This window comes from Frigoribacterium sp. 2-23, from assembly GCF_049601585.1.
Lineage (GTDB): Bacteria > Actinomycetota > Actinomycetes > Actinomycetales > Microbacteriaceae > Frigoribacterium.
Map to the genome: position 1 here is coordinate 1,332,755 of NZ_CP187126.1, position 13,014 is coordinate 1,345,768.

The following is a 13,014-nucleotide window of genomic DNA, read 5'->3' on the forward strand; positions in this document are numbered from 1 at the left end:
CCACCGACACCCCCGTTCACCGGCTCCGCACCCGCGCGCACCGCGGCACACAGCCCGCACCGGGCACGCCGAACTAGCCTGCTCTCGTGACGGCCACGAAAGAGCACCCGCCCGCCTCCGCGCAGGCCCCCGCATCGCGCCGAGGTCTGGGGGCGCCGGCGTTCTCGGGTGTCATCGCGATGGCCGCCTTCCTCGCGGTCGCCGAGCTCGTGTCGCTCGTCGTCGGGCCGAACGGCAGCCCCCTCTTCGCCGTGGGCTCGCTCGCGATCGACGCCGCCCCGAAGGGCGTGAAGGACCTCATGGTCTCGACCTTCGGCACCGGCGACAAGATCGCGCTGTTCGCGCTGATGGGCGTCATCCTCGTGCTCGTGACGGCGGCGGCCGGCATCGTCGAGGACCGCCGACCGCCGGTCGGCAAGATCGTCTTCGGTCTCGGCGGGGTGATCGCCCTGGTCGCGGTCCTGACGAGGGCCGACGCGACGAGCCTCGACGGTGTCCCGACCGCGGTGGCCACCGTCGTGGCGCTGCTCGTGCTCACCGTCTTGCTGAAGCGCCTCCGCCGCTGGAGGGCCACCGAGCAGGCCGGGTGGGCGGCGTCGACCGACTTCGTGCCTTCTCTGCGAGGGCCGGCGATCGAGCGCCGCGCGTTCCTCGGCTATGCCGTTGTGCTCGGCGTGGCGTCCGTGGTGGTCGGCACCGGGGCCCGGGTGAAGAACGCGGCGTCCACCGCGGTGACGGCGGCTCGGCAGGCCGTGAGGCTCCCCGCCGCGGCCGTGACCGAACAGGCGGTGCCGGCCGGCGCCTCCTTGTCCATCGACGGGATCACGCCCTACGTCACGCCGAACGACGACTTCTACCGCATCGACACGGCACTGCAGGTGCCGAGTGTCGACCCCGCGACCTGGTCGCTCTCGATCACGGGTCTCGTCGACCGCGAGGTCACGATCTCGTACGACGAACTGCTCGCGCTGCCCCTCGAAGAGCACATGGCCACGCTCAGCTGCGTGTCGAACGAGGTCGGCGGCGACCTCATCGGCAACGCCCTCTGGCTCGGCTACCCGATCCGTCGGCTGCTCGCCCAGGCGGGCGTGCAGGGCGGCGCCGACATGGTGCTGTCCACGAGCGTCGACGGCTTCACGGCAGGCACGCCGCTGTCGGTGCTCCAGGACGACTCGGTCGACGCACTGCTCGCCGTCGGCATGAACGGCGAGCCGCTGCCCACCGAGCACGGGTTCCCGGTGCGGATGGTCGTGCCCGGTCTGTTCGGCTACGTCTCGGCGACCAAGTGGGTCACGTCGCTCGAGGTGACCCGCTTCGATCGTGCCGAGGGCTACTGGACGCCCCGCGGTTGGGACGCCCTCGGCCCGGTCAAGCTCGAGTCCCGCATCGACACCCCGACGACCCGGTCGACGTTCGCGCCCGGGGACACGGTGCCCATCGCCGGCGTCGCCTGGGAACCGCACACGGGCGTCGCGAAGGTCGAGGTCAAGGTCGGCGACGACGAGTGGGCGGCGGCCGAGTTGGCCGAAGCCGTGTCGGACGACACCTGGGTGCAGTGGGTCTATCGCTGGACGGCGGTCAGCGGGTCGCACGACGTGTTCGTGCGGGCGACGTCGAAGGACGGCAGCGTCCAGGCATCGGCGTACGTCCCACCCGCTCCGAACGGCGCCGAGGGGTGGGATCAGATCTCCCTGACCGTGTCCGCCTGAGCGACACCTGTCGCGGGTGAGTCACGGGGTGACGTTCGCCCGGGACCGGGTGCAACAGGGCTTTCATGCCTCGTCCATCGGAGAGGATGGCCGGATGGTCCTCGACATCCTCCTGCTCGCCGTCCTCCAGCAGGGCCCCGTGCACGGATACGAGCTCAAGCGTCGGGTGCGTCGTCCGAGTCTCACGCCCGTCAGCAACAACTCGCTCTATCCGTCCCTCCGGCGTTTCGAGGCGGGCGGCGCCGTGACGGTGACCCTCGAGAAGCTCGAGGGTCGGCCCCAGCGCCGCGTCTACGCCATCACACCGGACGGCTCCCGCCTGTTGCATGACCTGCTCACGACGTTCCCGGTCGACCGGGCGGCCGACGACGACCAGTTCTACGTCCGCCTCGCGTCCTTCGACGCCCTGAGCACGGACGAACGCGACGCCATCCTGGCGGCCCGTCTCGAAGCGCTCGACCTCAAGGTCGAGCACGTCCGCCACCTGCAGCGCGAGCGCGAGACGCAGCCCACGGGCCCGTTCACCGGGGTGGCGCTCGAGCACTACGAGCACATGCTCCGTCGCGAACGCGATTTCGCTCTGTCCCTCCGGGCCCTGGGCTAGGTCACGATGGACTAGGCTGTCGAGCGGTCGAGGCCCCTCCGGGGATGCCTCCCCAACCGTGTCGGGCGGGAGGGGATGGCAGGCGTTCTCGCGCGTCGACCGGCTCCGCCCCTCCCAGGGTGGAGAAGCGGGATGAGTCGAATGATTCGGGTGACTCGTCCCCACTCCCTCGCGCTGCTGACCATTCGCGCGCGAGGGAGTTCCCCCACGAGCCGCGCCCGGGTCGGGCGGGCCCGTGTCGCGCTCTCTCGCGTCGGGGCCCGGCGGCCGCTAGAACGGCCCGGCGGCCTTCGCGATCGCCTCGAACAGGTGTCGGGCGTCGTCCTCGCGGTGCTTGGCCGTGGCGCCGCCGGTCTCGGGGGTCCGGATCTCGCCGACGATGCGACTGCCCGTGGCCGTCGCCTCGAAGACGAGCCGGATCGTCTCGGCATGCTGCGGCGTCTGAGACCGCGGCGTGAGCTCGGCGCCCTCGGCGTTCGACCCGGCGAGGGAGAAGCGCGGGCTGCTCTGCACCGCCCGCGTCACGAGACCCGGCACGAGCATGGCCGGCAGGGCGACGTCCACGGAGGCGCGGGTCACGTCATCGGCGTCGGTCACGATCGAGAGTCCACGGGTGTCGGCCATGCGCCGAGACTACGCCGGTAGGGTCGGCGCATGAAGGTGTTGCACTACGCGGGTCAGACCCTGCACGTGTCCGACGAGGTCGCCGAGGTGCTGCTGGCCGCGGCCATGGAGTTCAGCGACGACGACCGGACCTTCCGTGTCCCGGTCGCCTGCTACCTCGGCACGGTCGCGCACATGTCGCAGCTGTTGATCGGCCCCGGCATCCCGCTGCTCGTCGTCGACGCCGACGACGAGCGCGACGACCCGCCCGGCTCGGAGGCGTCCTCGGCGTTCATCACCGAGCTGATGGAGAGCCTCGTCGGACTCGACGACTGACCTGCGGGGCCGCCCGCACCCCGGTGGCCCTCGACCTCGTCGTCGCGTCACCGCCAGCGGTACCCGACCTCCGGCCGTCCGGGGGAGCCGTAGCGCGCCTCCCGCTCGACGAGGCCCTCGTCCGCGAGGTACTCCAGGTACCGCCGGGCGGTGACGCGCGAGACATCGGTGCGATCGGCGACCTCGGCGGCGGACGGCGCGCGGCCGGGCTCGACCGTGGACGCCCGCAACTCGGCGACGATCAGGTCGAGCGTGGCGGGCGAGATGCCCTTCGCCGAGGGCAGCGCCTGTCGCGACGACACCCGGTGCAGGCTCGCCAGACCGCCGTCGACATCCGATTGGGTGAGCTGACCGGGCGCGTCGAGCATCGAGGCCCGGAACGCCAGGTACTTCTCGATGCGCTCGGCGAACGAGGCGAACGTGAACGGCTTGATCAGGTACTGCACGATGCCCAACGACACCGACGCGCGGACGACCGCGATGTCGCGCACCGCCGTGATGGCGATGACGTCGACGGTCGACCCGGTCGCCCGCAACGCCCTCACCAGCTGCAGCCCGTGCGAGTCCGGCAGGTTCATGTCGAGCAGGACGAGGTCGACACGCTGGGCGTCGTCCCGCAGCGCCGCGAGCGTCTGCCGCCCGTCGTGCGCGACGCCCGCGACGACCACGCCGTCCATCCGCTCGATGTAGGCGGCGTGCGCCTCGGCCGTGACGGGCTCGTCCTCGACGATCAGCACGCGCACCGGCAGCGCGTCGATCCCGTCGCCGACATCAGCCGAGGAGGCACGACTCACCGTTCGCCCCCGCCCACCGGTCGCGACGCGGTCGCCGTCGCCCGCCCCGCCGTGGGCAGGGTCACCGAGAACGTCGTCCCGTGCGATCCCGTGTCCACGTCGATCGACCCTCCGGCCCGCGCGACCGCCTGACGGACCAGTGCCAGCCCGATGCCCCGCCCGCCCGGCACCGCCGCCTTCGTGCTGAAGCCGCGGTCGAACGCGCGCTCGACGTCGTCGAGGCCCGGGCCGGTGTCGGAGACCTCCAGGTGGACGGAGTCGTGGTCGTCGCGCCACGCGGCCACGCGGACGACCGGTGCGCGCCGGTTGGCCGGCACCGCGCCTCCGGACGGTTCTGCCCTGTCGGGGCGCGGGTGGACCGCGTCGAGGGTCGGGGCGACCGCGTCGAACGCGTTGTCGAGCAGGTTGCCGAGGATCGTCACGAGGTCGCCCGCGGGCAGATCGACCCGGCCGAGCTCGGGGTCGACGTCGACGTGCAACCGGACGGAGCGCTCGCGGGCCGTCGCCGACTTGCCGAGCAGCAGGGCCGACAGCGCGGGTTCGTCCACGTCGACGACGAGCGTGTCGGCGTCGCGCTGACCCGACTCCAGCTCGCTCGTGGCGAACCGCAGCGCCTCGTCCGCGCGGCCCAGCTCGATCAGCGCCGTGATCGTGTGCAGGCGGTTGGCGAACTCGTGCGTCTGCGACCGCAGGGCGTCGGACAGGGTGCGCAGGGTCTTCATCTCGCCGGCGAGCCGGGTCAGCTCGGTGTGGTCGCGGAGTGTGGTCACCGTGCCGAGCGGGAGGCCGCCGCGGCCGGTGCGGGTGCGCTCCTGGTTCACGACGACGATGCGGTCGTCGGCGACGTGCACCTCGTCCACGGCCTGCCGACCCGAGGAGAGGAGCTCGGCCAGCGACTCGGGCAGGTCGAGGTCGGCGAGGTCGCGGCCCGCGGGGTCGGCGCCCCGATCGATGCCCAGCAGTTCGGCGGCCTGATCGTTGTACAACGTCAGCCGCCTGCGGTCGTCGACGAGCACGAGCCCCTCGCGGACCGAGTGCAGCACGCTCTCGTAGTACGCGAACATGCGGCTCAGCTCTTCGGGGCCGCGGCCGGCGGTCACCCGACGCAGGTAGCGCGCGAGCAGCCAGGAGAGCAGCGCGCCGATGGCGACGGTGGCCAGGGCCGCCGCGTAGACGAGAGGCAGCCGCTGGGCCAGGGCGCCGGTGATGGAGTCGACGGTGACACCCGCGGCGGCGAGGGCGACGACCGTGCCCGAGGAGTCCTCGATCGGCACGACCGCGCGCACCGACGGGCCGAGGGTGCCGGCGTACGTCTCGGTGAACGCGTGGCCCTCGAGCGCGGGCGCGATGGTGCCGACGAACGGACGGCCGATCTCGGCGGGGTCGGGGTGGGTCAGTCGGGTGCGGTCGGGCGACATGATCGTCACGAAGTCGGTGGACGTGTCGGACATCAGGTCGACGGCGTACGGCTGGAGGGTCGCACTCGGGTCGCGTTCGCTCAGGGCCTCCAGGACGAACGGGTTGTCGGCGATCGACGTCGCGAGGGCGAGGCAGGCCCGGGCCGCCGAGCGGTCGGCGTCGGCCCGCGCCGAGCGGACCGTCCAGGCGGTCGCGACGGCCCCGACCAGCACGACGAAGACGAGCTGGACGACGAAGAGCCGGGTGGCGATCGTCCACGGGCGGCGACGCCGGCGGGGCGGTCGGGGCGTGCCGGGTGAGGGGTCTGACATCGTGCCTCCTCGCTCCGCCGCGACAGTCCATTGTGCACGGGCGTCGAGAACTTTATGAACGAAACGGGGCCCGCCGGGCGGCCCGGCCCCAGGATCGACCGAATCACGCAAGCCGACCGTCGACGACGACGTCGCGGTCACGAGCTCGGAGAAGAACTCATGGCACAGACCCACACGCAGCACCCGTCCGGCGCGAAGCCGGTGCGGCGCCGGCGGATCGATCGCTCCCACTGGCTCTACATCGCGGTGATCGTGGCCGTCGCGGGCGGAATCGCGGTCGGACTCCTCGCCCCCGAGGTGGGCAAGTCCCTCAAACCGCTCGGCACGACGTTCGTCTCGCTGATCTCGATGATGATCGCGCCCGTCATCTTCTGCACGATCGTGCTCGGCGTCGGGTCGATCGCGAAGGCCGCGACCGTCGGCAAGGTCGGCGGGCTGGCCCTCGGCTACTTCATCGGCATGTCGACGTTCGCCCTCGCGATCGGACTCGTCGTCGGCAACTTCGTGCACCCGGGCGAAGGGCTGATGGTCGCGGGCACGTCCTACGACGCCGCGCCGACCGAGGCCGGCACGACGACCGAGTTCGTCATGGGCATCGTGCCCAAGACGCTGTTCGCGTCGCTCACCTCGGGTTCCATCCTCCAGGCGCTGTTCGTGGCGCTGCTCGTCGGATTCGCCCTGCAGCGGATGGGCGACCGCGGTCAGGTCATCCTCGGCGGTGTGCGGCACATCCAGGTGCTCGTCTTCCGCATCCTGTCGATGATCATGTGGGTGGCCCCCGTGGGTGCCTTCGGCGCCATCGCGGCGGTCGTCGGCGAGACCGGCGTCTCGGCTCTCGTCGCCCTCGGCACCCTGATGATCGCGTTCTACATCACGTGCATCGTGTTTGTCTGCGGCGTCCTCGGCCTCGTGCTCAAGCTCGTCACGGGCGTCAACATCTTCCGCGTGATGAAGTATCTGGCGCGCGAGTACTTGCTGATCGTGTCGACGTCGTCGAGCGAGGTCGCGCTGCCCCGGCTCATCGCCAAGATGGAGCACCTCGGTGTCTCGAAACCCGTCGTGGGCATCACGGTGCCGACCGGGTACTCGTTCAACCTGGACGGCACGGCGATCTACCTCACGATGGCGTCGCTGTTCATCGCGAACGCCATGGGCACGCCGCTCAGCGTCGGAGAGCAGATCTCGTTGCTGCTGTTCATGATGATCGCGTCCAAGGGCGCGGCCGGCGTCACCGGCGCCGGCATCGCGACCCTCGCCGGAGGACTGCAGGCGCACCGCCCCGACCTGGTCGACGGGGTCGGCGTCATCGTCGGCATCGACCGGTTCATGTCGGAGGCGCGCGCCCTCACGAACTTCACCGGCAACGCCGTCGCCACGATCCTGATCGGCACGTGGACGAAGCAGATCGACCGCGTGCAGGTCGAGCGCGTCCTGTCGGGGGACTCGCCCTTCGACGAGGCGACGATGAGCACCGACGACCACGGGTCGTCGTCGGGTGCCGCGGCTGCGTCGACGGACGCGGCATCGAGCTCAGGAGGCGCGGGCCCGGTCCCCGAGGCGACCAGCGCCGACCGCATCAGCACCGGATCGCTGCACGCCATCGTCGGTACGGACGGGTCGACGGCCGACGAGCAGCTGGCGAAGGACGCCGCCCGGCGCCGCTGAGGCCGCGGCCGCTGGCGCGGCTGCTGGCGCGGGGGCGCGGCTGCGCGCACCGGCGCCCGCAGGCGGCGTCAGGCCACGACGGCGAGGGCGAAGGGCAGCACGGCCGTGGCGCCCGCCCGGCGGAGCTCCCGGCCGGCGACCGTCATCGTCCAGCGCGAGTCGATCACGTCGTCGACGAGCAGCACGGGGCCGGGGGTCGCGGCGAGAGCGGCGGCCAACTCGGGGCCGACCACGGCGGCGCCGTGCACATCGGCCAGGCGGTAGACGCTGTTGCCGCCCCCTGCCTCGCGGGGCTTGTGTTCGCGTGTCGGCGTCAGGGTGCCGAGCAGGGGTAGCCGGCCGACCGTGCTGAGCGCGTCGGCGAGCGAGCCGACGAGCTGCGGGCGCGAGGCGGACGGCATGGCGACGATTCCGACCGGCCGCTCGGCCCAGCCCCACCCGGCGAGGACGCGGATGCAGCCGTCGAGCAGGTTTTTGGTCAACGGCCCGTCCGGGGTCGTCGACCCGAACACCTCGCGCAGGGTCGTTCCCCAGCCGAGATCGGTCAGCCGCGCCAACGCCCGACCCGTCTCGACGCGCTCGTCGTCGGGGATCTTGCCCTTGAGCGGCAGGCCGACCTTGTCGGCGCCCGTGGGCCATTGAGCCCTGACCTCGACCTCCACCCCGACGCGGTCGAGTGACGACGAGGCCTCGGCCGCGGCGTCGGCGGCGATGTCGGACGGGTACCACGCCCCGGCGCAGACGTCACAGCGGCCGCACGGGACCGCCGACGGGTCGTCGAGATCGGACTGCAGCATCTGCATGCGACAGGTCGTCGCCTGCTGATACGCGATCATCGACTGCTGCTCGGCGACCCGTGCCTCGGCGATGCGCTCGTAGCGTTCGCGATCGTACGACCAGGGCTGCCCGGTGCCGACCCAGCCGCCCTGCACGCGACGCACGGCCCCGTCGACGTCGAGCACCTTGAGCATGAGTTCGAGCGGGCTGCGTTTGATGTCGACCCGCGCCTCCAGCGCTGGTGTCGACAGCGGGGTGTCGCTCAGTTCTGCCAGCACGGCGGCGGCCCGGCTCTCGGACGGCATGGAGGCGGTGGCGAAGTACTGCCAGATGTCGCGGTCTTCGGTACCGGGCAGCAGGAGCACGTCGGCGTTGTCGGTGGCGCGCCCGGCACGACCGATCTGCTGGTAGTAGGCCACGGGGGAGGACGGCGCGCCGAGGTGCACGACGAACCCGAGGTCGGGCTTGTCGAACCCCATGCCCAGGGCGCTGGTGGCGACGAGCGCCTTGAGGTCGTTCGTCTTGAGCCGCTGCTCGAGTCGTTCGCGCTCGTCGGGGTCGGTCCGCCCCGAGTACGACTGCACGTCGTGACCGGCCTGGCGCAGCAGCCGGGCGGTGTCGTCGGCGGCCGAGATGGTGAGCGTGTAGATGATGCCGCTGCCCGGCAGGTCGCCGAGGTGGCTGAGCAACCAGCCGAGACGGTCGCGCGATGTCGGGAGTGTCAGGACGCCGAGCCGCAGCGAGGCCCGGGCCAGAGAGCCGCGAATCGTCAGCACGCGCTGGTCGGGGCCCTCGCTCAGCTGCTCTTCGACGTCTTTCACGACGCGTTCGTTGGCGGTGGCCGTCGTGGCCAGCACGGGCACCTGCCCCGGCAGCGATCGGATCAGCTCGGCCAGCCGCCGGTAGTCGGGCCGGAAGTCGTGCCCCCAGTCCGAGATGCAATGGGCCTCGTCGACGACGAGCAGCCCCATGCGGGCGATGAGCACGGGCAGCTGCTCGTCGCGGAACCGCGGGTTGTTGAGCCGCTCGGGGGAGACGAGCAGGACGTCGATCTGGTCGTCGGCCAGCTGCTGTTGCACGTCGCCCCACTCGTGCGCGTTCGCCGAGTTGATCGCCACGGCGCGCACACCGGCTCGGGCGGCGGCCGCGACCTGGTCGCGCATCAGGGCTAGCAACGGTGAGACGAGCAGCGTCGGCCCGGCGCCACGCCGGCGCAGCAGGAGGGTCGCGATGAAGTAGACGGCCGACTTGCCCCAGCCGGTGCGCTGCACGACCAATGCGCGCCTCCGGTCCGTGACGAGGGCCGTGATCGCCTCGAGCTGGCCGTCGTGGAACACGGCGTCCGCTCGCCCCGTGAGCGCTCGCAGCAGCTCGATCGCCTCGGCCTCGATCGTGCCGTCGGCCACGGGTGTCGTGCTGCTCGTCTGCATGTGCCCACTCTGTCAGGGGCCACCGACACCCGGCGAGCCCGGGGGCCGACGAGCAGACTCCGTGCCCGGTGCGACGGCCGTCCCTCGGCTGACGCCGAGCGCGAGGGAGCAGCATGGGCGGATGAGAAGCATGCCGAAGCGTCCCGTCCGTGTCGAGCCGGGCCCCGGCCAGGAATCGGTCTGGGACTACCCGCGCCCGCCGCGCGTCGAGCGATCGACCGAGCGCATCGTGGTGCGCCTCGGCGGCGTGGTGGTCGCCGACACGAGCGAGTCGTTCCGGGTGCTCGAGACGAGTCATCCGCCCGTCTACTACGTGCCGCGTTCGGCCTTCGTGCCCGGGTCGCTCGTGCCCGCGCAGGGGTCGAGCATGTGCGAGTTCAAGGGGCGCGCGGGCTACCTCGACGTGCAGGGCGGTGGGGTGACCTCCCGCGAGGCCGGGTGGTTCTACCCGTCGCCGTGGGCCGGCTACGAGATGCTCGCCGACACCGTCGCGCTCTACCCCGGTCGGCTGGAATCCGTCGAGGTCGCCGGCGAGCGGGTCGCCGCGCAGGCCGGCGACTTCTACGGCGGGTGGATCACGTCCCGCGTCGTCGGTCCGTTCAAGGGCGAGCCGGGCACGCTCGGCTGGTAGCCGCAGCGCGCCCGACGCGCGACCGCCCTCGGACGAATCAAAGGAGGTGCGGGTTGACTGACCGGGTGAAGAAATCAGCTCTCCAGAAGGCGGCCGCCGCCCCCACCTCCGTTCCCCGGACGATCGGGCGTCTCGCGCTCGGGTCCGTGCTCGTGTTCGCCGGTGTCAGCCATCTCTCGTTCGCCCGCAAGGACTTCACCGCCCAGGTGCCGAAGTCTCTGCCGTTCGACGAGGACGTCGTCGTGCTCGCGTCGGGCATCGCCGAGATCTCGCTCGGGGCGGCCCTCGTCACACACCGCCGCCGTCGCGTGCCCGTCGGCTGGATCGCAGCCGCGTTCTTCACCGCGATCTTCCCCGGGAACATCTCGCAGCTCATCAACCACCGCGATGCCTTCGGTCTCGACACCGATCGTCGGCGAGCCGTCCGGCTCGTCTTCCAGCCCGTGCTCGTCGCGGTCTCCCTGTGGACGACCGGCGCATGGCGCGATCGGCGCGCCCTGCGCTAGCGGCTCGTCTCCGTCGCACGAACGCCTCGACGATGACGAGCCCACCCGCTTCGTGACGGCGGTCTTCGAGGTCGTCGACAGGAACAAGGGCACGTACGGCGGCTGGGGCGGCGAGGTCGCCACGACATGAGTCGACGGGCCGTTTCCGAGCGTGGTCGCCGCGTTCACCGCGGGCCCAGGTTCATCCTGATGCGGGGTGCCAAGCACCGGGTCGCGGCATCGGCGTCTCGCCCGTCAGGATGAAGTTTCGCGGGCCAGCCCGGAACCCGACCGGGCGCCTCCTACTGTCGGTTCATGACCTTTTTCCGACTCGTCGCACACGTCGTCGCCCCTGTCGCCGGCGCGCTCTTCGTCCTCCTGTGGACTGTCGCTGAGGCCGGCCGTTCCGGGCTCGCGGGTGTCGTGACGGTCGCCGCCCTCCTCGGCATCGCGGTGGCGCTCAGTGTGCGCACCCCGCTCGTGGCGCTCGTCCTCATCACGGTCCTGCCTGGTCTGCAGCTCATCGGGCTCGCTCCGGCGACGAGCGCGACCACCTGGCCGATGTACGGAGCCATCTGCTTCGTGGCCCTCATCGTGGCCGCGACGGGTGATCGACGCGAGCGTCTGCTGGCCCTGCCCGTCGCGCTCCTCGCGACCGCCCTGGCCGTCGCGCACATGACCGTCCCCACGGGCAGCGAACCCGACAAATGGACCTCCTGGACGGCTTCCTTGGGAGGGATTCATCCGATCCGAGACTCCCTGGGAACGCTGCTCCTCGCCGGCGTGGGGCTCGTCGTCCTGGCGTGGGGCGCGGGATTCGGCATCGGTGCGGCCGGTCGGCTCCGCCGTCTCGACAGTGTGCTGTCCGACACCGAGGACCGCCTCGCGGAGACGGACCTCGAGCTGCGTCTCGGACTGGAGCGGTCGCGCATCTCGCGAGACGTCCACGACTCGGTGGCTCACGCTCTGACCATCGTCGTGGCGCAGTCCGAGGGGGCGGCAGCTCTCCATCGCCGCCAGCCCGAGGTCGTCGACGTCGTCCTGGCGGCCATCAGCGGGGTCGCGCGTGAAGCCCTCGTCGACGTGCGGGGGCTCGTCGAGCGGATCACCGAACCCGGCGACGAGCTCCTGTCGTTGTCGGATGTGCCGGCCCTCGCCGAGAGGATGCGCGGCGTGGGCATGACGGTCACCCTGAACGAGCTCGGGGAGAGGCCCGGACTGCGCCCCGCGCAGCAGTTGACCGTCTACCGGCTCGTGCAGGAGAGCCTGACGAATGCCCTCAAACACGGGGGACAGTCGAGCCGGGCCTCCGTCGTCCTCGACTGGCGACGAGGTGGGCTCGCCCTCCTGGTGCATTCCTCGGGGGACGCGCCGTTGGTCGCCCAGGGCTCTCTCCCGGGCCACGGGGCAGGCATCGCCGGTATGACGGAGCGCGCGACGATGAGCGGGGGGTGGCTCACCGCGGGGCCGGACGACGCGGGCGATTTCGTCGTCACCGCGTACCTCCCGTTCGGAGTGAGCGAGAGGGCCGACGCGGCCGGTCTCGTCGCTGTCCACGACTCGGGTGAGGACGGCGCCCGTGTCTGACCCCGTGCGCGTCGCCGTCGTCGACGACCTGCCCCTCTTCGCGCTCGGCATCCGTATGCAGCTGGACGCGACCGAGGACCTCGTCTGCGTGGGCACGGCGTCCGACGGGCGGAGCGGCCTCGAGCTCGTGCGCCGCGAACGGCCGGACGTCGTCCTCATGGACATCCGGATGCCGGTGCTCGACGGCCTCGCGGCGACCGCGGCCCTCCGGGACGACGGCGCCGACGCCCCTCGTGTGGTCGTCCTGACCACCATCCGACGGGACGAGGCCATCTACCTCGCCGCCCGCGCCGGTGCCACCGCCTTCCTCACCAAGGACGCCCATCCGGAGGTATTGCTCGCGACCGTCCGAGCGGCGGCGGTCGGCGAAGTGGTCGGCGATACGGACCGACTCCTTCGAGACTTCGGACCGCCACCCACACGACCTCGGACCGACGTGCTCGCCGTGCTGACCCCGCGGGAGCGGGAGACCTTCCTGCTGCTGGCGAAGGGGCTCACGAACACCGAGATCGCCGAGGCGTCGTTCGTCTCGGAGGCGACCGTGAAGACCCACGTGCGAGCGGTCCTGGCGAAGCTCGAGCTCCGCAGCCGCCTCCAGGTCGTCGTCTTCGCCCACGAAGAGGGACTGGTCAGAGCCTGACGTGACGGACACGCGTCACCCTC

General features: G+C 71.7%; 12 protein-coding genes. 8 read left to right on the forward strand and 4 right to left on the reverse strand.

Going from position 1 to position 13,014, the window contains the following annotated elements; translation table 11 throughout:
- Positions 1–86 precede the first annotated feature (86 nt).
- Together ACPEEZ_RS06295 and ACPEEZ_RS06300 are read left to right on the forward strand one after the other, a co-directional pair.
- On the forward strand, positions 87–1,709 hold the full coding sequence (locus ACPEEZ_RS06295; protein WP_423923872.1) for a molybdopterin-dependent oxidoreductase: 1,623 nt from the start codon (positions 87–89) through the stop codon (positions 1,707–1,709).
- A gap of 94 nt (positions 1,710–1,803) precedes the next feature.
- On the forward strand, positions 1,804–2,313 hold the full coding sequence (locus ACPEEZ_RS06300) for a PadR family transcriptional regulator (RefSeq protein WP_423923874.1): 510 nt from the start codon (positions 1,804–1,806) through the stop codon (positions 2,311–2,313).
- Between the two features lie 270 nt (positions 2,314–2,583).
- Here ACPEEZ_RS06300 and ACPEEZ_RS06305 read toward each other — a convergent pair whose 3' ends face one another.
- Positions 2,584–2,937, reverse strand: coding sequence for a hypothetical protein (locus ACPEEZ_RS06305; RefSeq protein WP_423923876.1), 354 nt, complete (start codon positions 2,935–2,937; stop codon positions 2,584–2,586).
- A 30-nt stretch (positions 2,938–2,967) separates the two neighbouring features.
- Between ACPEEZ_RS06305 and ACPEEZ_RS06310 the strand changes: the two genes are divergently transcribed.
- A complete protein-coding gene (locus ACPEEZ_RS06310; protein ID WP_423923878.1) occupies positions 2,968–3,252 on the forward strand; it encodes a hypothetical protein in 285 nt (94 codons plus the stop codon).
- Positions 3,253–3,299: 47 nt separating this feature from the next.
- Here the strand turns inward: ACPEEZ_RS06310 and ACPEEZ_RS06315 are convergent, their stop codons facing one another.
- Together ACPEEZ_RS06315 and ACPEEZ_RS06320 are read right to left on the reverse strand one after the other, a co-directional pair.
- Positions 3,300–4,046, reverse strand: a complete 747-nt coding sequence (locus tag ACPEEZ_RS06315) for a response regulator (protein ID WP_423923880.1) — start codon at positions 4,044–4,046, stop codon at positions 3,300–3,302.
- A complete protein-coding gene (locus ACPEEZ_RS06320; RefSeq protein ID WP_423923882.1) occupies positions 4,043–5,776 on the reverse strand; it encodes a sensor histidine kinase in 1,734 nt (577 codons plus the stop codon). Before ACPEEZ_RS06320 ends, ACPEEZ_RS06315 begins: the two co-directional genes overlap by 4 nt.
- A 159-nt stretch (positions 5,777–5,935) precedes the next feature.
- On the opposite strand from ACPEEZ_RS06320, the gene ACPEEZ_RS06325 reads away from it, so the two are divergent.
- The gene (locus ACPEEZ_RS06325; protein WP_423923884.1) at positions 5,936–7,441 is read left to right on the forward strand and encodes a cation:dicarboxylate symporter family transporter; all 1,506 of its coding nucleotides are present in this window, start codon (positions 5,936–5,938) and stop codon (positions 7,439–7,441) included.
- Positions 7,442–7,509: 68 nt separating this feature from the next.
- Here the strand turns inward: ACPEEZ_RS06325 and ACPEEZ_RS06330 are convergent, their stop codons facing one another.
- Positions 7,510–9,648, reverse strand: a complete 2,139-nt coding sequence (locus ACPEEZ_RS06330; protein ID WP_423923886.1) for a RecQ family ATP-dependent DNA helicase — start codon at positions 9,646–9,648, stop codon at positions 7,510–7,512.
- A gap of 121 nt (positions 9,649–9,769) precedes the next feature.
- Between ACPEEZ_RS06330 and ACPEEZ_RS06335 the strand changes: the two genes are divergently transcribed.
- From ACPEEZ_RS06335 to ACPEEZ_RS06350, 4 genes are all read left to right on the forward strand, one after another.
- Positions 9,770–10,279 carry a DUF427 domain-containing protein gene (locus tag ACPEEZ_RS06335; protein ID WP_423923888.1) on the forward strand — a complete coding sequence of 170 codons (510 nt, stop codon included), beginning with the start codon at positions 9,770–9,772 and terminating at the stop codon, positions 10,277–10,279.
- A 65-nt stretch (positions 10,280–10,344) separates the two neighbouring features.
- Complete coding sequence (locus tag ACPEEZ_RS06340) at positions 10,345–10,785, forward strand: DoxX family protein (protein ID WP_423923890.1); 441 nt, start codon at positions 10,345–10,347, stop codon at positions 10,783–10,785.
- 294 nt (positions 10,786–11,079) lie between these two features.
- Complete coding sequence (locus tag ACPEEZ_RS06345) at positions 11,080–12,351, forward strand: sensor histidine kinase (RefSeq protein WP_423923892.1); 1,272 nt, start codon at positions 11,080–11,082, stop codon at positions 12,349–12,351.
- Positions 12,344–12,991, forward strand: coding sequence for a response regulator (locus tag ACPEEZ_RS06350; protein ID WP_423923894.1), 648 nt, complete (start codon positions 12,344–12,346; stop codon positions 12,989–12,991). Before ACPEEZ_RS06345 ends, ACPEEZ_RS06350 begins: the two co-directional genes overlap by 8 nt.
- Positions 12,992–13,014 lie beyond the last annotated feature (23 nt).